The organism is Pseudomonas sp. TH34, assembly GCF_016650865.1.
Taxonomy (GTDB): Bacteria; Pseudomonadota; Gammaproteobacteria; order Pseudomonadales; family Pseudomonadaceae; genus Aquipseudomonas; species Aquipseudomonas yamanorum.
The window spans coordinates 258720-277932 of record NZ_JAEKFB010000032.1; the positions used below are offsets into that span (position 1 = coordinate 258720).

The 19213-nt window shown below is 61.2% G+C and carries 16 protein-coding genes; 9 read left to right on the forward strand and 7 right to left on the reverse strand.

Features of this window, described 5'->3' with window-relative positions:
• Nucleotides 1-19 precede the first annotated feature (19 nt).
• The gene (gene urtA / locus JFU58_RS25390; protein ID WP_017475234.1) at nucleotides 20-1228 is read right to left on the reverse strand and encodes an urea ABC transporter substrate-binding protein; all 1209 of its coding nucleotides are present in this window, start codon (nucleotides 1226-1228) and stop codon (nucleotides 20-22) included.
• Nucleotides 1229-1528: 300 nt separating this feature from the next.
• Here urtA and JFU58_RS25395 point away from each other — a divergent pair, with 300 nt between their 5' ends.
• Nucleotides 1529-4915, forward strand: a complete 3387-nt coding sequence (locus JFU58_RS25395) for an ATP-binding protein (RefSeq protein ID WP_201142673.1) — start codon at nucleotides 1529-1531, stop codon at nucleotides 4913-4915.
• Entirely contained in the window at nucleotides 4890-5588 is a 699-nt protein-coding gene (locus JFU58_RS25400; RefSeq protein ID WP_201142674.1) for a response regulator, read from the forward strand. Before JFU58_RS25395 ends, JFU58_RS25400 begins: the two co-directional genes overlap by 26 nt.
• An 11-nt stretch (nucleotides 5589-5599) precedes the next feature.
• On the opposite strand, the gene JFU58_RS25405 is transcribed toward JFU58_RS25400, so the two are convergent.
• Together JFU58_RS25405 and JFU58_RS25410 are read right to left on the reverse strand one after the other, a co-directional pair.
• Nucleotides 5600-6562: an IS110 family transposase gene (locus JFU58_RS25405; protein WP_201139700.1), complete on the reverse strand. Its 963-nt coding sequence runs from the start codon at nucleotides 6560-6562 to the stop codon at nucleotides 5600-5602.
• A gap of 308 nt (nucleotides 6563-6870) precedes the next feature.
• Complete coding sequence (locus tag JFU58_RS25410) at nucleotides 6871-7701, reverse strand: IclR family transcriptional regulator (protein ID WP_063028853.1); 831 nt, start codon at nucleotides 7699-7701, stop codon at nucleotides 6871-6873.
• A 241-nt stretch (nucleotides 7702-7942) separates the two neighbouring features.
• Between JFU58_RS25410 and JFU58_RS25415 the strand changes: the two genes are divergently transcribed.
• Genes JFU58_RS25415 through JFU58_RS25445 form a run of 7 tightly spaced genes read left to right on the forward strand, consistent with a single transcriptional unit; the run spans nucleotide 7943 to nucleotide 14391 of the window.
• Nucleotides 7943-8971: an ABC transporter ATP-binding protein gene (locus JFU58_RS25415; RefSeq protein ID WP_201142675.1), complete on the forward strand. Its 1029-nt coding sequence runs from the start codon at nucleotides 7943-7945 to the stop codon at nucleotides 8969-8971.
• Entirely contained in the window at nucleotides 8968-9813 is an 846-nt protein-coding gene (locus tag JFU58_RS25420) for an ABC transporter permease (RefSeq protein ID WP_003218273.1), read from the forward strand. The genes JFU58_RS25415 and JFU58_RS25420 overlap by 4 nt, the downstream gene beginning before the upstream one ends.
• A 4-nt stretch (nucleotides 9814-9817) precedes the next feature.
• Nucleotides 9818-10612 carry an ABC transporter permease gene (locus tag JFU58_RS25425; RefSeq protein WP_201142676.1) on the forward strand — a complete coding sequence of 265 codons (795 nt, stop codon included), beginning with the start codon at nucleotides 9818-9820 and terminating at the stop codon, nucleotides 10610-10612.
• Entirely contained in the window at nucleotides 10612-10902 is a 291-nt protein-coding gene (locus tag JFU58_RS25430) for a (2Fe-2S)-binding protein (RefSeq protein ID WP_063028847.1), read from the forward strand. Before JFU58_RS25425 ends, JFU58_RS25430 begins: the two co-directional genes overlap by 1 nt.
• Nucleotides 10899-12242 carry an FAD/NAD(P)-dependent oxidoreductase gene (locus JFU58_RS25435; RefSeq protein WP_201142677.1) on the forward strand — a complete coding sequence of 448 codons (1344 nt, stop codon included), beginning with the start codon at nucleotides 10899-10901 and terminating at the stop codon, nucleotides 12240-12242. Before JFU58_RS25430 ends, JFU58_RS25435 begins: the two co-directional genes overlap by 4 nt.
• A complete protein-coding gene (locus JFU58_RS25440) occupies nucleotides 12239-13342 on the forward strand; it encodes an NAD(P)/FAD-dependent oxidoreductase (protein WP_201142678.1) in 1104 nt (367 codons plus the stop codon). Before JFU58_RS25435 ends, JFU58_RS25440 begins: the two co-directional genes overlap by 4 nt.
• 17 nt (nucleotides 13343-13359) lie before the next feature.
• Nucleotides 13360-14391: an ABC transporter substrate-binding protein gene (locus JFU58_RS25445; RefSeq protein WP_003218283.1), complete on the forward strand. Its 1032-nt coding sequence runs from the start codon at nucleotides 13360-13362 to the stop codon at nucleotides 14389-14391.
• An 856-nt stretch (nucleotides 14392-15247) separates the two neighbouring features.
• Here the strand turns inward: JFU58_RS25445 and JFU58_RS25450 are convergent.
• The 4 genes from JFU58_RS25450 to JFU58_RS32680 form a co-directional block, all read right to left on the reverse strand.
• A complete protein-coding gene (locus tag JFU58_RS25450; RefSeq protein ID WP_081253266.1) occupies nucleotides 15248-16555 on the reverse strand; it encodes an IS4 family transposase in 1308 nt (435 codons plus the stop codon).
• A 170-nt stretch (nucleotides 16556-16725) separates the two neighbouring features.
• Complete coding sequence (locus JFU58_RS25455) at nucleotides 16726-18024, reverse strand: NAD(P)/FAD-dependent oxidoreductase (protein WP_201142679.1); 1299 nt, start codon at nucleotides 18022-18024, stop codon at nucleotides 16726-16728.
• Nucleotides 18021-19109, reverse strand: a complete 1089-nt coding sequence (locus tag JFU58_RS25460) for a polyamine ABC transporter substrate-binding protein (protein WP_201142680.1) — start codon at nucleotides 19107-19109, stop codon at nucleotides 18021-18023. Before JFU58_RS25460 ends, JFU58_RS25455 begins: the two co-directional genes overlap by 4 nt.
• 34 nt (nucleotides 19110-19143) lie before the next feature.
• Nucleotides 19144-19213 (reverse strand): hypothetical protein (locus tag JFU58_RS32680; protein WP_446739991.1); only part of this gene is annotated, 70 nt, incomplete at its 5' end.

Sequence of the window (19213 nt, forward strand, 5' to 3'; positions counted from 1 at the left end):
CGGGTTTACACGTCAAAGGTTATTGATAGCCTTTCGGAAACGGATTCGGCTCGATCAGATCCGACTCGTAGATCACCTTGAACTGCCCGTTTGGCTGCACTTCACCGATGCGCGACTTGCTCCACAGGTGATGGTTTTCGTGGATCTTCACGTAGCCTTCCGGCGCGTTTTTCAGCTCGATGCCAGGCGATGCGGCGACGACTTTATCCACGTCGAAACTGCCGGCTTTCTCCACCGCCGCTTTCCACAACCATGGGCCGAGGTAGGCCGCCTGGGTCACGTCACCGATCACTGCGTCCTTGCCGTACTTGGCCTTGAACGCTTCCACGAAGGCTTTGTTGTTCGGGTTGTCGAGGCTCTGGAAGTACTTCATCGAGGCATAGAAGCCGGCCATGTTTTCGCCGCCGATGCCCAGCAGTTCGTCTTCGGTCACCGACAGGGTCAGCAGGGTTTGCTTGGATGAATTCACACCCGCCGCGTTGAGTTGTTTGTAGAAGGCCACGTTGGAGCCGCCCACCACGGCGGCGAACACCACGTCAGGCTTTTTCAGCTTGACCTTGTTGATCAGCGAACCGAACTGGGTGTTGCCCAGCGGGTAGTAGTCTTCGCCGACCACGGTGCCGTGCAGGACGTTTTCAATGTGCTTGCGCGCGATCTTCATCGAGGTGCGCGGCCAGATGTAGTCCGAGCCCACCAGGTAGAAGGTTTTGGCGCCCTTGGTCTTGGCGATCCAGTCGAGGCTGGCGAGGATTTGCTGGGTCGCTTCCTGGCCGGTGTAGATCACGTTTTTCGACTGTTCCAGGCCTTCGTAGAAGGTCGGGTAGTAGAGCAGGCCGTTTTCTTTTTCGAAGATCGGCAATACGGCTTTGCGTGAGGCCGAGGTCCAGCAGCCGAACACTGCGGCCACCTTGTCGTTGACCAGCAGTTTCTTGGCCTTTTCGGCGAAGGTCGGCCAGTCGGACGCGCCGTCTTCCTGGATCACCTTGATCTGCCGCCCGAGGATCCCGCCCGAGGCATTGATCTGCTCGATGGCCAGGCGTTCGGCCTGGATCGAACCGGTTTCGGAAATCGCCATGGTGCCGGTAGCCGAGTGCAGCTGGCCGACGGTGACTTCCGTCGGCGTCACCGCCAGGCCTTCGTTGTCGGCCATGACGCCATGGCTGAACAGACTCGCCGCCAGCAGTGATAAGGCCAACAACGGTTTGGAGCGGATCAATCGTGATTCCATGGGGCGACTCCTCTGCAATGAGGGGTTCAGCATGGCGGCAGGTGGCCACGGCGGGTATACGCAGCCTGACGTAACGGCATACGTCATTTGACGTATGCCGTTGCGCACCATTTTCGAGCAGGATCCCGCCCGCCCAAACACCACCGATCAATGTGGGAGCTGGCTTGCCTGCGATAGCGGTGTGTCAGTCGAAGCCCCTGTGCCTGACCCAGCGCTATCGCAGGCAAGCCAGCTCCCACATTTTGAATCAGGGCATGGAACTTGCTCATCCTCCTAGCCCACTTCCCGGAGCCACCCACCGTGCAACCCCTCCCCGGCACCCAGCGCATCGTCAAGATTCGCCGCGACTACAACTCCTGGGTCGCCGACGAGACCATGGAAGACTACGCCCTGCGCTACACCCCAAAGTCCTTCCGCAAATGGTCGGAACTGCGCATCGCCAACACCGCCCTCGGCGCGGTTTCGTTTCTGGCGCTGGAGGCCATCGGCGGCGTATTGGCCTTGAGCTACGGCTTTACCAACACCTTCTGGGCGATCCTCGCCATCAGCCTGGTCATCTTCCTCACCGGCCTGCCCATCAGCTACTACGCCGCCCGCTACGGCGTGGACATGGACCTGCTGACCCGCGGCGCAGGCTTCGGTTACATCGGCTCCACCATCACCTCGCTGATCTACGCCAGCTTCACCTTCCTGTTCTTCGCCCTGGAAGCGGCGATCATGGCCCTGGCCCTGGAGTTGTATTTCCATATCCCGCTGGCCATCGCCTATGTCATTTGTTCAGTGTTGGTGATCCCACTGGTGGCCTACGGCGTAACGCTGATCAGCCGCCTGCAACTGTGGACGCAACCCCTGTGGCTGGTGCTGCTGGTGCTGCCCTATGGCTTCGTGTTGTGGAAAAACCCCGAGGCCTTCAGCGACTGGACCAGCTTCGTCGGCCGCAGCAGCGACGGTGGTGACTTCAACCTGCTGTCGTTCTGCGCCGCCTGCACCGTGGCGCTGTCGTTGGTCACGCAAATCGGCGAACAGGTGGACTACCTGCGCTTCCTTCCGGAAAAAACCAGCGCCAACCGCAAGCGCTGGTGGGCCGCGCTGTTGTGCGCCGGCCCGGGCTGGATCGTGCCGGGGGCGTTGAAGATGTTCGCCGGGGCGTTCCTGGCCTTCCTTGCCCTGCAACATGAAATCCCCATGGAGCGCGCCGCCGAGCCGACCCAGATGTACCTGGTCGCGTTCGGCTATGTGTTCTCCTCTCCCGAATGGGCGCTGGGGGCGATGGTGCTGTTCGTGTTCATCTCGCAGATGAAGATCAACCTGACCAACGCCTACGCCGGCTCCCTGGCCTGGTCGAACTTCTTCGCCCGCGTGACCCACAGCCACCCCGGCCGCGTGGTGTGGCTGGTGTTCAACGTCGCCATTGCGCTGATGCTGATGGAGCTCGGCGTGTTCGATGTGATCGAGCAGGTGCTGGGGCTCTACGCGAATATCGCAATTGCCTGGATCGGCACCCTGGTGGCCGACCTGGTGATCAACAAGCCCCTGGGCCTGTCGCCCAAGCACATCGAGTTCAAGCGTGCGCACCTCTACGACATCAACCCGGTGGGCGTCGGCTCGATGCTGATTGCCTCGCTGCTGTCGATCCTCGCCCACTTCGGCCTGTTCGGCGCCCTGGCCCAGGCCGCGCCGCCCTTCGTCGCGCTGGGCACCGCACTGGTCATGGCGCCGCTGCTGGCATGGCTGACCAAGGGCCGCTACTACATTGCCCGCAGCAGCGAAGCGCAGTTGATTCATCCGCAACCCGGCAGCGGGCTGGTGATCTGCGGGCTGTGCAGCAACCCGTTCGAAACCGCCGACATGGCGTTCTGCCCGGCCTACAGCACGCCGATCTGCTCGCTCTGCTGCTCACTGGACGCGCGCTGTGGCGACCGCTGCAAACCCCATGCGCGGCTGGCCAGCCAGTTCGAAGGCGTGTTGCGCTGGTTGCTGCCGACGACGTTGGTACCGCGCCTGCATACCCGACTGGCGCACTACCTCGGATTGTTGATGGCGCTGGTGCTGATGCTCGCCGGGGCGCTGGCGCTGATCTACATGCAGGCCGCCCAGGGTTTGCCCCACTCGCAGACCTTGTACCAGGCGTTCTTCAAGGCCTTCCTGACGCTCTCGGTATTGGCCGCCGTGCTCGCCTGGTGGGTGGTACTCACCCGCGAAAGCCGGCGGGTCGCCCAGGAAGAATCCGACCGGCAAACCTCGCTGCTGATGCAGGAGATCGCCGCCCACAGCCTCACCGACCAGGCCCTGCAACAGGCCAAGGAAGCCTCGGAAGCAGCGAACGCGGCCAAGAGTCGCTACGTCACCGGGCTGTCCCACGAGCTGCGCACGCCGCTCAATAGCATCCTTGGCTTCACCCAGATCCTGCAGCGCGACAGTGCCATGCCCGAACAGCATCAGGACGCCCTGGCGACCATCCTGCGCAGCGGCTCGCACCTGCTGTCGCTGATCGACGGCCTGCTGGACGTGGCCAAGATCGAGGCCGGCAAGCTGCGCCTGGAACTCACTGAAATCCCCTTCCCGGAACTGATCCACGACCTGGAGCAAATGTTCACCCCCCAGGCCGAAGACAAGGGCCTGCGCTTTCGCCTGGACTGCGTGGGCAAGATCCCCGCCGTAGTGCGCGGCGATGAAAAACGCGTGCGGCAGATCCTGATCAACCTGCTGGGCAACGCGATCAACTTTACCGACAGCGGCGAGGTGCGCCTGCGGGTCAGCTACATGCGCGAGACCGCCAACTTCGAGATCATCGACACCGGCATCGGCATTGACCCCGAACAGATCGAGCGGATTTTCCAGCCGTTCGAACGCGGCGACCTGATGCGCCAGGACAAGGGCGTAGGCCTCGGCCTGACCATCACGCGCATGCTGACCTCGTTGATGGGCGGCGAATTGCGGGTGGTCAGCGAACTGGACAAGGGCACCTGCTTCCAGGTGCGGCTGTTCCTGTCCCAGGTCCGGGTGCCGCAGGCGGTGGTGCATGTTGAACACGACATCATCGGCTACCACGGCGAGCGGCGGCGCATTCTGGTGGTGGACGACCATGTGGACCATCGCAAAGTGCTCAGCGGCATGCTCACGCCCTTGGGCTTCGAGGTGTCCCAGGCCAGCAACGGCCAGGAGGCGATTCGCCAGGTGGCCCTGCTGTCGCCGGACCTGATCCTGATGGACCTGTCGATGCCGACCATGGACGGCTGGGCCACCAGCCGGATGATCCGGCGTAATGCGCTGTCTGCCGCGCCGATTATCATCATCTCCGCCAACGCCTTCACCGACGACCGCGAACGCAGCATCGCCGGTGCCTGCAACGACTACCTGGCCAAGCCGGTGCGCACTCCGGAATTGCTTGGGCGCGTGCAACTGCACCTGGATTTGCAGTGGCTGCGCCGCCGGACGCCGATCGTCGCACCGGTCATCACACCGGGCGTGCTGCCCAGTGCTGAAGAACTCGCGGTGCTCGCCGAACTGAGCGCCATTGGCTATGTGCGTGGTTTGCATGAAAAGCTCGACGCCATCGTGCTGGAAAGCCCAGGCACCGCACCGTTCATCAACAAGCTCCGGGCGCTGCTGAAAAGCTTTCGCCTGGAAGAACTCAACCGAATCCTGAAGGAGGCCGAAGATGAATGCCTTGACCCACAGCGCTGAGCCCGGCGTGGTGCTGATTGTCGACGACACCCCGGACAACCTGGCCATGCTCTCCGACGCCCTGGACGACGCCGGCTACATGGTGCTGGTGGCGCTGGACGGCCTCAGCGCGCTGAACCGCGTGCAACGCCGGCGCCCGGACTTGATCCTGCTGGACGCGGTGATGCCCGGCCTGGACGGCTTTGAAACCTGCCGCCGGCTCAAGGCACAACAGGCCAGCGCGGACATTCCGGTGGTGTTCATGACCGGGCTGACCGACAGCAAGCATGTGGTGCAGGGGTTTGAGGTGGGCGGCAGTGACTACGTGACCAAGCCGATCCAGACGGATGAAGTGCTGGCGCGGGTGGCAGCGCATTTGCGGACGTCGCGGATATTGTTGTCGGCGCGGGCGGCGACGCAGCCGAGCGTGATTACTCTGGAGGATGAGCCGGCGCATAAGTTGTTGTCGGCGCGGTTTCAGCTGACGGAGCGGGAAGTCGAGGTGTTGCGCTGGGTGGCGTGTGGCAAGACCAATCGGGACATTGGCGACATTCTTGGGCTGAGCCCGAGGACGGTGAACAAGCATCTGGAGCATGTGTATGTGAAGTTGGGGGTGGAGACCAGGACGGCGGCGACTTCGGTGGCGATGGCGGCGATGAGTCCGGTGCGCGCTCAAACGATGGCGACTATCTAATGTGGGAGATTCTATGGTTGGGGGGAAGCCCCCAAAACCGCTTTCGACTGGTATTCGCTTAGGTTTTTCATGAGGGAGAACGCGATACGCGCCAGCTTGCGAGCGATGATAACCAAGGCCTGAGTCGTTTTCAGGCCTCTGCCCAGATAGCCTTCATAGAGCGGTTTCCAAGCGTTTGACTTGATACCTGCTGACGCCGCGTTATGCAGCAATCGACGGATCTCCGAGTCTCCTTTTTTGCTCAGTGAGCGACGTCCGCTCATTTGCCCCGAGTCAGATACTCTCAAGTCCATTCCCAGGAACGCGATATAGGCATCGGCACTTTCAAACTCGCCTCGTTGAAACGCCATCGTGAGCGCCACCGCAGTGAGAAAACCAATCCCCTCAACAGCTTGGCAGCGTTTGATCTGATGCAAGAGGCCCGCCTCAGTGACGGCATCTAATATCCGTTTTTCAATAAGCCGTTCATGTCTCGCAAGGCAGGCTGAGACATTTTTTGATGAGGCCTTAAGGAGTGGCTCACCTGCCCAGCTTTGGCTAAGGCCAACCCGCATTTTCACCAACGCTGCCCGTCGGCGAAGCAAGCTTTGAAGCTTGGTATAGATCTTCGGCGGCGGGTTCCAGGCACGTAAATCAGCCTGTTCATTTTTCAAATAACGGGCCAGTAAACGCGCATCGCTGGCGTCTGTTTTCGCCCGCCCACCCGTGCTTTTGCGGTAGTGATTAAGGCGGTAGCCATCAATCACATAAACCTTATGGCCCATCCCGTGAGCCAAATTGACCGTATCCAGGTGATAGATATTGGTCGCCTCAATCGCGATGGCACTGTCCACGGGTAGAGATTTGAGCCACGCCCTCAGCTCGGTTTTGTTGTTGGGCACAATCTTCAATTCGTCTGTTTCAATGTGACAGACCACGACTTCAGCCTTAGCAACATCCACGCCGATGATTGATTGCAAGACAGTCATTGCCATGAAAAACGCTCCGGGTTAGGGTTTATGGGCTTGTTGGGGCTTCACCGTTGCGCTGGCTTGCTTCTATCGTCGGTCATGGCCGATGCATTCCTTATCGGCGCTTTGGTGAAGGGGTGGGGCGAAGTCTCCCACGGTCTGTACTGGCTAGAGTCAGATGCTGGCTTTTAGTCCCACCACCCCTACAAGTCTAACCATACAAGCTGGCTTGCCTGCGATGGCGGTCTATCAGTGACAACAATGCTGGCTGACCCACCGCTATCGCAGGCAAGCCAGCTCCCACATTTGATCTCTGTTGTGGCTGACAACTGCTAACCACCGAAGATCTGCGAAGGCCGGCGCAACGTCGGATCAAACGGATTGATCTTCGGCCCGATCGCCGCCGCTTCCCGTTTGAGCAACTCCACCACCGTCGGCAGTCGCCCCGGCCCCAGGCGGTCACTGATGGTTGCCACACTCAACGCTGCCACCGCATGCCCATTGCGATCCAGGATCGGCACCGCCAACCCGGCCATGCCTTCCAGCACTCCGGTATTGCGCGCCGCATACCCCAACCGCCGCACACTCTCCACCTCCGAGCGCAAAAACACCTCGTCGTACAGGTGAAAATCCTTGAGCCGTGGCAAGTTGTAGCGGATCACCGTCTCGCGCTCTTCCTCCGGCAAAAACGCCAGGATCGCCAAACTGCCCTGCCCTACGCCCAGCGCTACGCGCCCGCCGATGTCACCGGTGAAGGTACGGATCGGGTACGGCCCTTCACTGCGGTCCAGGCAGATCGCATCAAACCCGCTGCGCGCCAGCAGGAACAATGAATCCCCCAGCGAAGCACTCAGGCGCAACATGCTCGGCCGCACCAGGTCCCGCAGGTTGCCGGTATTGCCTGCATTTGCCGCCAGGGCGAAGAACTCCAGGCTCAGCCGATAGCGCTTGGTGCGCGCATCCTGCTCCACCATGCCCTCGTCCATCAGGCTGCGCAGCAGTCGGTGGGTGGTGGGTTGCGACAGCCCGACCTGCTGCGCCAGTTGCGTCACCCGTTCACCACCGTCCGGCGCCGCGCCGAGGATGCGCAGTAATGCAAACAACCGGGAGACGCCACCGGCGCCGACTTCCTTGACACTTTCATTCCGCTCAGTGGAATCCATAAGCCGATATCTCACACTAAATTCTGATCAGTGAATGAAACTGAAAAAAGTACTCTATCCAGTGAAATTCCATCTTCCGCCATCCTAGTCTTTCGCCCTAATCTGCGTCCACAGGGGCGAAATGAACAACTAACGGCAGCCGACTCAAGATCGAGCGCCAACGCACCCGCAACACCCTTTTCGCATCTGCCCAAAACAAAAAAGCGCGTTTCGACGCGACTCAAAAAGGTGGAACGCAGACATGGCTTTTCTCCAACTCAACGCCTTGAGCAAACGCTACGGCGCCGTCGACGCGGTGGTCGCCACTGATCTTGCGGTGGAAAAAGGCGAATTCGTGTCCCTGCTCGGCCCCTCGGGCTGCGGCAAGACCACCACCTTGCAAATGATCGCCGGCTTCGTCGACGTCACCGGTGGGCAGATCGTCCTCGATGGTCGCGACATCACCCACGCCAAACCCGCCAGCCGTGGCCTGGGCGTGGTGTTCCAGAGCTACGCGCTGTTCCCCCACATGAGCGTGCGCGACAACGTTGCCTTCGGCCTGAAGATGCGCAAGGTGCCCGCCGGCGAGATCGCAAGCAGAGTCAAGACCGTGCTGGAACTGGTGCGCCTGGCCCCTCACGCCGAGCGCTACCCGCGGGAACTGTCCGGCGGCCAGCGCCAGCGCGTGGCCCTGGCCCGCGCCCTGGTGATCGAGCCGCCGGTGTTGCTGCTGGACGAGCCCCTCTCCAACCTCGACGCCAACCTGCGGGAAGAGATGCAGTTCGAAATCCGCCGCATCCAGTGTGAAGTCGGGATCACCACCCTGATGGTCACCCACGACCAGGCCGAAGCGCTGTCCATCAGCGACCGCGTGGTGGTGATGCAGGCCGGGCGCGTCACCCAGATCGACGCGCCGTACAAACTCTATGAACACCCGCGCACGCGCTTTATCTCGGACTTTGTCGGCAAGGCCAACCTGCTGGCGGGCGACTTCGATCAACTCGGCGCCCCGCAAGTGCGCTTCGAGCCGGGCAACGGCGAGCTGACCCTGAGCCTGCGCCCGGAAAAGATCGACCTGGTGGCCGCCGGCTCAGGGCGCCTGCAAGGCAAGATCCTCGACAGCTATTTCTTCGGCAGCCAATGGCTGTACCGCATCAAGACCCGGATCGGCGAGCTGACCGTGGTCCGCCGCAACGACGGCAGCGCTCCCTTGGGTTGCGGCGCGGCGGTAGGGCTGGACTGGGAGTCGAGCCTGCTGCGGGTACTGGCCGCCGATGAGGTGCACGCATGAGCCGTGGCTACCTGTTGTCGTTGCCGGCGCTGGTGTTGTTTTTCGGGCTGCTGATCCTGCCCCTGGGCCTGACGCTGGTGCTGTCGTTCAACGTGTTCGATTACCAGGTGGGGGTGAAGGCCGATGAGTGGACTTTCGCCCACTACCTGTCGCTGTTCAGCGATTCTTACTTCTACGAGATCTTCTGGCGCACCTTCTGGATCAGTGCCCTGGTGACCTTGCTGTGTGTGGTGATCGGGGTGCCCGAGGCCTACATCCTCAGCCGCATGGGCACGCCGTGGCGCTCGATCTTCCTGATCCTGATCCTTACGCCGTTGCTGATTTCGGTGGTGGTACGGGCCTTTGGCTGGAGCCTGTTGCTGGGTGCCGATGGCCTGGTGAACCAGGTGATCCAGGCCCTCGGCGGCAAACCGGTGAAGCTGCTGTACACCTCGTTCGCGGTGATCATCGCACTGGTGCACGTGATGCTGCCGTTCATGATTATCCCGGTGTGGACCTCCCTGCAAAAACTCGACCCGTCGGCGGAACAGGCGGCGCTGTCCCTGGGTGCCAGCCAGGCCACGGTGATGCGCAAGATCGTGTTGCCGCAGGTAATGCCCGGCGTGCTCTCCGGCACCCTGATCGTGTTCGGCCTGGCCGCCAGCTCCTTCGCGATCCCCGGCCTGTTGGGCGGACGCCGGCTGAAGATGGTCGCCACGGTGGTCTACGACCAATACCTCTCGGAACTCAACTGGCCCATGGGCGCGACCATCGCGGTGGTGCTGCTGTTGGTCAACTTGCTGATCATGCTGAGCTGGAACCGCATGGTCGAAGGCCGCTACAAAAAGTCCCTGGGAGTATAAGACGATGTCCAGAAACGGTCCTTTGGCCCTGGGCTTTCACGGCCTGGTGGTGCTGTTCATGCTGGCGCCGCTGGTGGTGGTGTGCCTGGTGGCCTTCACCCCGGAAAACACCTTGAGCCTGCCGACGTCGGGCTTCTCCCTGCGCTGGTTTCATGCGGTGTTCGAACGTGCCGACTTTATCCAGGCGTTCTATAACAGCCTGGTCCTGGCGTTCGTGGCCGCCAGCTTGGCGACCTTGATCGCGGTACCGGCGGCCCTGGCAATCAGTCGCTACCAGTTCCCCGGCCGTAACTTCTTCAGTGCCCTGTTCCTCTCGCCGATCATCATTCCGCACCTGGTACTGGGGGTAGCGATGCTGCGGCTGTTCGCAATGATGGGCGTCAACGGCAGCTTCACCTGGTTGATGCTGGCCCATGTGGTGATCATCACGCCTTACGTGTTGCGCCTGGTATTGGCCGCCGCCATCGGCATCGATCGCAGCGCCGAACAGGCTGCCGAATCCCTGGGGGCCAGCCGCTTCACCCTGTTTCGCCAGATCACCTTGCCGATGATTTTGCCCGGCGTGGCCGGCGGCTGGTTGCTGGCGTTCATCAACAGTTTCGATGAAGTCACTTTGTCGATTTTTGTCAGCTCGCCGGCCACCCAGACCTTGCCGGTGCGCATGTACGTGTACGCCACCGAATCCATCGACCCGATGATGGCGGCCGTGTCGGCGCTGGTGATCGGCTTGACGGCGGCGGCCATGATTCTGCTGGACCGGGTCTACGGCCTGGACCGCGTGTTGGTAGGGAAACATTGATGGCACTGTTCAAACGACTGGCCGAGACCCAGCGGCCCACCCTCGCCTTCACCCTCGACGGGCAGCCTGCCACAGGCTTGCTCGGCGACACCTTGCTGACCGCCGTACTGACCTGCGCCGAGCACCTGCGGGGCAGTGATTTCAGCGCCGAACGCCGCGCCGGTTTCTGCCTGATGGGCGCCTGCCAGGATTGCTGGGTGCGGCTTGAGGACGGTCGCCGAGTGCGCGCCTGTTCGACCTTGCTGGAAGACGGCCAGGCGATTCGCCGTGATCCGGGGCGCCAGGCATGAAGACAGTGGTGATAGTGGGCGCAGGCCCGGCGGGTATTACCGCCGCCCGGACCTTGCTCGAGCATGGCGTAACCCCGGTGTTGGTGGACGAGAGCCTGCGCGGCGGCGGCCAGATTTATCGGCGCCAACCGGCGAACTTCCAGCGCTCGGCGAAGCAGTTGTATGGCTTTGAAGCGGGCAAGGCGACGGCGCTGCATCGCACCATGGATGAGCTGGCAACCCGGATCGACTACCGGCCGGAAACCCTGGTGTGGAATGCCGAGAACGGTCGCCTGGACATGCTCAACAACGGCCACGCCGAAAGCATCGAATACGCGCAGATCATCGTCGCTACGGGCGCCACTGACCGCATCCTGCCGGTACCGGGCTGGACGCTGCCCGGCGTGTACAGCCTTGGCGCGGCGCAAATCGCACTGAAGTATCAAGGCTGCGCCATCGGCGAGCGCGTGGCGTTTTGCGGCAGCGGACCGTTGCTGTACCTGGTGGCGTATCAGTACGCCAAGGCCGGGGCCAAGGTAGTGGCGGTGCTCGACAGCGCGCCGTTCAGCGCCCAGTGCCGCGCCTTGCCGGCATTGCTCGGCCAGCCGGCGACCCTGGCAAAAGGTTTGTACTACCGCGCCTGGCTCACGGCCCACGGCATCCCGGTGCATCAAGGTGCAACGCTGTCGCACATCGACGGCGAACAACGAGTGACGGGCATCCACTGGGACCAGCAGGAAATCGCCTGTGATGCCGTGGCCTTCGCCCATGCCCTGCGCAGCGAGACCCAATTGGCGGATTTGCTTGGGTGTGAATTTTCCTGGAATGCATTGAACCGCGCCTGGTTGCCCCAGCGAGATGCGGCTGGGCGTAGCAGTGTCACGGGTGTTTATTTAGCGGGTGATGGTGCCGGAATCATGGGCGCCGATGCGGCGCAAATGGCGGGCGAGCGGGCGGCGTTGGCGTTGCTGGAAGACACCGGTATTGCCATCGCCCCTCGCCGGCCGGCGGTGCTGGAGCAGCAATTGGCGAGCATCCAACGCTTTCGTCATGGCCTGGAAACCGCCTTCCCCTTCCCGGAAAACTGGGCCGCCGAAGCCCCGGATGAACTGATCTTGTGCCGCTGTGAAGAAGTCAGCGTCGGCGAAGTACGCGCGGTGGTGGACGAAGGCCACTGGGAAGTGAACCGGGTCAAGGCCCATTGCCGGGTTGGCATGGGCCGTTGCCAGGGCCGGATGTGTGGGCTCGCAGCGGCAGAAATCATTGCCGAACGCAGTGGGCGCGAGATTCAAAACGTTGGCCGCCTGCGGGGCCAGGCACCGATCAAACCCTTGCCGTTTGGCGTGGAGGTGCAGCCATGATCGACAGCGAAGTGATCGTGTTGGGCGGCGGGATTGTCGGCGCGTCAGCCGCCTTGATGCTGGCGCAGAAAGGTCGGCGCGTGGTGCTGCTGGAGCGGGACTTTTGTGGTTCGCATTCAAGCGGCGTGAATTATGGCGGCGTGCGGCGCCAGGGTCGTCCATTGCATCAGTTGCCGTTATCGCAACGTGCCCATGAGCTGTGGTCCGACTTGCCGGGGCTGATTGGGATCGATGGCGAATACGTGCGCTCCGGGCATTTGAAACTGGCCCGCAGTCACGAAGACCTGGCCGCCTTGCAGGCTTACGCCGACGCCACTCGGGGCTTTGGCCTGGGCCTGCAAATGCTGGATCACGCTCAACTGCGTGCGCGGTTTCCGTGGGTGGGTGATGTGGCGGTCGGCGCCTCGTTATGCCCCGAAGACGGCCACGCCAATCCGCGCCTGGTCTCTCCCGCCTTTGCCCGCGCCGCCCAACGCCACGGTGCGAGGGTGATGGAGCAAACCGAAGTCACCCAGGTTGAACATGACGGCCAGCTGTTTCAGGTGCGCTGTGCCAATGGTGTGCAGCTGCAAGCCCGCTGGCTGTTGAACTGCGCCGGCGCCTGGGCCAGTACCGTGGCCGCGCAATTTGGCGAACCGGTGCCGATGACCTCGGCGCACCCGGCGATGCTGGTGACCGAGCCGTTGCCGGTGGTGATGGACGTGAGTACCGGCGTCGAAGGCGGCGGAATCTATGCGCGGCAGGTTGCCCGGGGCAATTGCATCCTCGGTGGTGGTCGCGGCTTTGCCCTGAGCCCGCAACAGGCCCGCCCGGGACAAGCGGCGGTGCTGGAAATTCTGCGCAACGCCGGCGAGTTGTACCCGTTCCTCAAAGGTGCCCAGGCGATCCGTACCTGGAGTGGCACCGAAGGTTATCTACCCGACCACGAACCGGTGATCGGCGACAGCAGCACCCAACCCGGCCTGCTTCACGGTTTCGGCTTTGCCGGCGCCGGGTTCCAGCTCGGCCCTGCGGTCGGTGAAGCCCTGGCAGAAATCGTCTGCACGGGGGCCAGCCGGCAGCCCATCGAAGCATTTTCCATCCGTCGTTTCCAAGCCTGAGAGGAAGATTCATGCACATGATCAAACGTACTGCGCTGTCTTGCCTGTCCCTCGCCCTGTTGAGCACGGCGGCCCATGCTGCACCGACGCTGTACCTGGGCATGAACGGCGGCACCATGGAGCGGGTCTACGCCGACAAGGTGCTGCCTGCGTTCGAGAAGGCCAACAACGTCAAGGTAGTGATCGTGCCGGGCACCTCGTCGGACATCCTGGCCAAGGTGCAGGCCAACAAGGACAACCCGCAGATGCACGTGATGTTCCTCGACGACGGCATCATGTACCGCGCGATCTCCATGGGGTTGTGCGAGAAGCTCACGCCTAACCCGACCCTGGATCAGATTCCGGCCAAGGCCAAAATCAAGGAAGAGGCAGTTGCGGTGACGCTCGGGGTGACCGGGTTGGGTTACAACGCCAAGATGTTCAAGGAAAAGGGCTGGGCGCCGCCGACATCGTGGATGGACCTGGCGGATCCACGGTTCAAGGACAAGGTGGTGTTTCAGTCCCTGGCCTCCTCCACATTTGGGTTGCATGGTTTCCTGATGTTCAACCGGATTCAGGGGGGGAGCGAGACCAACGTGGAGCCGGGGTTCAAGGCCTGGCCGAAAACCGTCGGGCCCAACGTGCTGGAATACATCGCCAGCTCGGCGAAGATTTCCGAGATGGTGCAGACGGATGAGGCGGCGATCTTTCCGCTGACGCCGACGCAGGTGACCACGCAGCAGTTGTTGGGTGTGCCGATGGAGTATGCGCAGCCGAAGGAAGGCGCGGTGGTATTGAACGTGGCGGAGTGTGTGATTGCGCGGAATGACCAGCCGGAGTTGGCGCAGAAACTGGCGCAATTTTTGTTGACCGCTGAGGCGCAGGCGCCGGCTTTAGAGTTGGGGGATCAGATTCCTTCGAATCCTACTACGCCGACCACGGATAAGACTCGGGCTCGGGTGGAGGCAATGAACAGTTATTTGCAGACGGCGATTTCGATTGACTGGGATCAGGTGAACCAGGCGCGGCCGGAGTGGAATGCGCGGTGGAGTCGGTCGATTGAGCGGTAGGCTTTGGGGGTGAATATCCGTTATTTGGGTGATGGCTTAAATTGGTTCCGCTCTTACAGCGGGTCACTTTTGAAAGGAGCCCAAAAGTAACCAAAAGGCTCTTGCCCCACCACTCGGCACCTCGCTTAGGCTCGGTGTGCCCTCACTCCGGCTTTGGACCGTGGGCCGCCGTCATGGGCCATCCCTGGCCCAGGACGGCTAACCCGGCGTCCTGCCGGGTTACCCACGCTCCAAAGCCTGCGTTCGGCCAGCGTGGTTTAACGGGGCGCCTAAGATCAAGATCAAAAGCAGATCAAGAGCACAGCGGCCTCCCGGCCGGCTTGAGTGTTAAAAACCAGATCAAAAGCCAGAGCGAAAGCCAAATCTGAAGCTGATGCAGCTCTGCTTTTCTGTGGGAGCTGACTTGCCTGCGATGCAGACACCTCGGTCTTCCAGATGCACCCAGTTGATGCCATCGCAGGCAAGCCAGCTCCCACATTTGACCGTGCCCACTTTTGATTTGGCTTTTGTTTTTGCTCTTCAACACTCAAGCCGGCCGGGAGGCCGCTGTGCTCTTGATCTGCTTTTGATCTTGATCTGACTGCCCCAATAAGCCCGAGGCCGAACGCAGGCAGTGCGGAGCGGGTAAACCGGCAGGACGCCGGTTTAGCCGCGCCGGGCCATGGATGGCCCGTCGCGGCGGCCCGCGGAGCAATGCCGGAGTGAGGGAACGCCGAGCCCCAGCGAGGCGCCGACAGGCGGGGCAGAGCCCTTTGCTTACTTTGGGCTGGGCCGGCATTCCGGCTTTTCCAAAGTGAGCCGCTGTAAGAGCCATCCCTTTCAAGGTCTGCGTTTAAAAGTCCGTTTAAGGCCATGTTTAAGTACGTTTATCCGACTTGGCCGCCTTAAGCACCCTAGCTGTTGAGACATGCGCCCGTGCTGCCTTACCTTCCAGCCACTCCTTGGGCTTGGCTACTTTGGGGCCACGAGGGCTTTTTGCTACGGACTTAGGTTTGATCATCCTTGCCAGGGCCAGCAATCGCTCTGCCAGCCCTTGCGGAGTCTTTTCAAGAGGGAAATTTTCCGCAGGCAATGCGATCTGCAAGCCTTGATAATCACTGCGAACATGCACCGCCAAATGGAAAATCGAAACCTGCCAACCCTCTGGCTGCGTTTCGCGGTGCGCCTGCTCAACGCTACGCTTGAGAACCGACAAAACGTTGTAAGCCAGGACCGCCGAGGCAAAGCCCAATAGCGCGGCTTTCGGGCTGCCAAGGCCTGTAATTTCACTGTCCAGTACCGACTCAAGGCGCTGAAACATTCCTTCGATACTCCAGCGATGACGGTATAAATCGGCTATCTGCCGGGCACCGATGGTGTCGGGCAAATTGCTCCAGAACCACATCACCAAATCACCTGAGTCATTCGCCGTTTGCAGGCTCAACTCAACACGTCGCCAGCGGCGGCCACCCTTCACTTCGATGATTTGTTCGCGAACGGTTCCGCTATCGACCGTCCCTGAGTCTTGCCACTCACTTTCCTGGACCAGGCGTGGATGCTTGCTGGGTTGGCGAACGATGAACGAAGCCCCCGTGTCCTCGCAGGCTTGCAGGATGGGCAGCGTGCAATAGAGCCGGTCAGCCATCCACAACTGGCCCGCGCATGCGCGGGCCAGCAGCGGTAAAACACTGACTCGCTCACTGGCGTAGGCATCTTCCCACGGCTGAAGATCAACGACTAAATCCAGATCCGGATCGTAGGCAACTACTGAAAATCCTGGGCGCGCTGCGCCGCGCTCATTGCGCAGAGCGCCTAGACGTTTTTCAGTGGCCGGCAAGTGGTTGCCATCCACAATACGCAACTGCCAGCCGGGCAGGATCGATGAATGGCCGAGCGTTTCGACGGTTGGTATCAAACGCTCGGCACTGCCCGAAATGAGGGCGCGAAGCAGCTCGGGTTCGGTTCGCTTGATCTTGTCATAGAGTGCCGAAACACTGACCGAAAGGCCCTCCATCTTGCGCGCCGCCGCGTGCAACGACGGCCTCAAGCCCAATGAAACAAGGGACATCAGCTCAACAACGGTTGAAAACAAAAGCTCACGTGAGTACTGCCGTTGGCGGTGATCATCGAACACCTTGTCAACCCAAGCGGCATCTACTGCCTGCTCTAATATCAACTTGGTCATGACGCTGGCCGGAGCCTGTTTTTCAAACCGTTCTAAAACCTTTTCCCACATAGTTTCGTCGTCCTGACTGGATTGGTTAGGGGATTTTAAACCAAGACCTTGAAAGGGATGGCTGTAAGAGCGGAACCATAGGCGGCCGTTACCGAAGAAACGGATATGTACTCAACCAATCACCCCACCATCTCCCGCACCCGATACCACAACATCCCCAACGCCAGCAGCGGCGAACGCAACACCTTCCCCCCAGGAAAAGTCATATGCGGCACCTGGCTGAAAATATCCAACCCTTTACTCTGCCCTGCATGAATTCCTTCCGCCAATAACCGCGCGCACCAATGCGTCACGTTAAGGCCATGCCCCGAATACCCTTGGGCATAAAACACATTCGGGTGCTGCTTCAACCGCCCCACCTGCGGAAACCGGTTAGCCGTAATCCCAATCTTCCCCCCCCACTGAAACTCAATTGCCGTATCCACCAACTGCGGAAAAACCTTGAGCATCTTCGGCCGCATATACCCCGCGATATCCACCGGATCACGCCCCGAATAATGACAAGCCCCCCCAAACAACAACCGCCGATCCGCCGAAAGCCGGTAATAATCCAACCCCACTTTCTGATCACACAACGCCAGGTTCTGCGGAATCAACTGATCAGCCACCTCAACCGACAGCGGCTCGGTCGCAATGATATAGCTCCCCGCTGGCAGCACCTTGCCGCTCAACTTCGGCTCCAATTCCTCCAGATGCGCATTGCACGCCAGCACCAGGTTACCGGCGCGCACGGTGCCGGACGCGCAACGCACCTGAACCGTATCGCCATGAATCAACTCCAGCACCGGGCTGTTTTCAAAGATCCGCACACCAAGGGACTCGGCCACCGCCGCCTCCCCCAACACCAGGTTCAGCGGATGCAAATGCCCGGACCCCATGTCCACCAAACCACCCGCATACAAGCCTGAGCCCACCACCTGCGCCATATGCTGTGATGCCACCAACCGCGTTTCAGGCGCATACCCCAAGGCAGCCAGGCTCTCCAGCTCCCCCTGAAACGCCGCAAACTGCGCCGGCGTATTCGCTAACTCGCAAAACCCCCAGCGCAAATCACAGTCAATCCCGTACTCGCGAATCCGCTCGCCCACCAGCGCCACCGAATCGATCCCGGCCTGCTGCAGGTAACGCACGCCCTCCTCGCCCACGTACTTGGCGAAGCCCGATACGTCATGCCCAATCCCGCGTATCAACTGCCCGCCATTGCGCCCACTGGCGCCCCAGCCAATCCGCCGGGCCTCCAGCAAAATCACCGATAGCCCACGCTGGGCCAATTCGATGGCGGTATTGACCCCGGTGAACCCACCGCCGATCACACACACATCGGCCGTCAGGTCAGCCCCCAGCGTTGGGCGCCGGGGCATGGCGTTGGCCGAAGCCAGGTAATAGGAACGGGCGTGGTCGGACGAGGAACGGTTCATTTGTTGGTCTTCACTTTGCTCCAGGACCGCGTCATCAAGCGCATGACGGCAGGCGTCGGGGTGGTGGAAATGTAGAGTTTGTCGAGCACTTCCTGGGACGGGTAGATCTCAGGATTGTTCACCAGCTCCGGCGCCATGAAGGCCTTGGCCGCCGGGTTCGGGTTGGCGTAGCCGACGCTGGCACTGACATTCGCGATCACTTCTGGGTCCAGCAAGTAGTTGATAAAAGCGTGGGCCGCTTTCGGGTTTGCGGCGTCTGCCGGGATGGCCAGCAGGTCGAACCACAGATTGCTGCCTTCCTTGGGAATCGAGTAGGCAATGTTCACGCCGTTCTTGGCTTCCTTGGCGCGGTTGGCGGCCTGGAACACGTCGCCGGAATAACCGAAGGCGACGCAGATGTCGCCGTTGGCCAGGTCCGAGATGTACTTGGAGGAATGGAAATAAGTGATGTACGGCCGCAGGGTCAGCAGCTTGGCTTCGGCTTGTTTGTAGTCTTCGGGATTCTCGCTGCGCGGGTCCTTGCCCAAGTAGTTGAGGATCGCCGGGAACAGTTCATCGGCCGAGTCGAGGAACGCTACGCCGCACTCGTGCAGCTTCTTGATGTTCTCCGGTTCGAACAACACGGCCCAGGAATCGATATGGTCGATGCCCAGCACCTGCTTGACCTTGTCCACGTTGTAGCCGATGCCGTTGGTGCCCCACAGGTACGGCACCGAGTGCTCGTTGCCCGGGTCGTTTTTCTCCAGCAGCTTGAGCAGCTTGGGGTCGAGGTTCTTGAAGTTGGGCAACTGCGAGCGGTCCAGCTTGAGGAACGCGCCGGCCTTTACCTGGCGGGCCAGGAAGTGGTTGGACGGCACCACCACGTCATAGCCGGTGCGACCGGCGAGCAGCTTGCCTTCCAGGGTTTCGTTGGAGTCGAACACGTCGTAGATCACCTTGATTCCGGTCTTGGCCTGGAAGTCGGCCAAGGTGGTCTCACCGATGTAGTCGGTCCAGTTGTACACACTGACCGTCTGCGCGGCGTGGCCCGCGCTGCTGAACAACGCCGCCAAGGCCAGCGGTAGAAGCTTTTTCACCAGACGCATATCGACACCCCTTTGGTTTTTTTAGTGTGGTTTCTCAGACGCTCAGCAGCAGGAATTCACGTTCCCAGGAGCTGATCACCCGCTTGAAGTTCTCGTGTTCGGCG

Bases quoted from the DNA above. Each gene is read 5' to 3' on its own strand.
- JFU58_RS25410 (WP_063028853.1), bottom strand. From the start codon at position 7,701: ATGGATTCCACTGAGCGGAATGAAAGTGTCAAGGAAGTCGGCGCCGGT.
- urtA (WP_017475234.1), bottom strand. From the start codon at position 1,228: ATGGAATCACGATTGATCCGCTCCAAACCGTTGTTGGCCTTATCACTG.
- JFU58_RS25430 (WP_063028847.1), top strand. From the start codon at position 10,612: ATGGCACTGTTCAAACGACTGGCCGAGACCCAGCGGCCCACCCTCGCC.
- JFU58_RS25405 (WP_201139700.1), bottom strand. From the start codon at position 6,562: ATGGCAATGACTGTCTTGCAATCAATCATCGGCGTGGATGTTGCTAAG.
- JFU58_RS25455 (WP_201142679.1), bottom strand. From the start codon at position 18,024: ATGAACCGTTCCTCGTCCGACCACGCCCGTTCCTATTACCTGGCTTCG.
- JFU58_RS25425 (WP_201142676.1), top strand. From the start codon at position 9,818: ATGTCCAGAAACGGTCCTTTGGCCCTGGGCTTTCACGGCCTGGTGGTG.
- JFU58_RS25450 (WP_081253266.1), bottom strand. From the start codon at position 16,555: ATGACCAAGTTGATATTAGAGCAGGCAGTAGATGCCGCTTGGGTTGAC.
- JFU58_RS25435 (WP_201142677.1), top strand. From the start codon at position 10,899: ATGAAGACAGTGGTGATAGTGGGCGCAGGCCCGGCGGGTATTACCGCC.
- JFU58_RS25440 (WP_201142678.1), top strand. From the start codon at position 12,239: ATGATCGACAGCGAAGTGATCGTGTTGGGCGGCGGGATTGTCGGCGCG.
- JFU58_RS25400 (WP_201142674.1), top strand. From the start codon at position 4,890: ATGAATGCCTTGACCCACAGCGCTGAGCCCGGCGTGGTGCTGATTGTC.
- JFU58_RS25460 (WP_201142680.1), bottom strand. From the start codon at position 19,109: ATGCGTCTGGTGAAAAAGCTTCTACCGCTGGCCTTGGCGGCGTTGTTC.
- JFU58_RS25415 (WP_201142675.1), top strand. From the start codon at position 7,943: ATGGCTTTTCTCCAACTCAACGCCTTGAGCAAACGCTACGGCGCCGTC.
- JFU58_RS25420 (WP_003218273.1), top strand. From the start codon at position 8,968: ATGAGCCGTGGCTACCTGTTGTCGTTGCCGGCGCTGGTGTTGTTTTTC.
- JFU58_RS25445 (WP_003218283.1), top strand. From the start codon at position 13,360: ATGATCAAACGTACTGCGCTGTCTTGCCTGTCCCTCGCCCTGTTGAGC.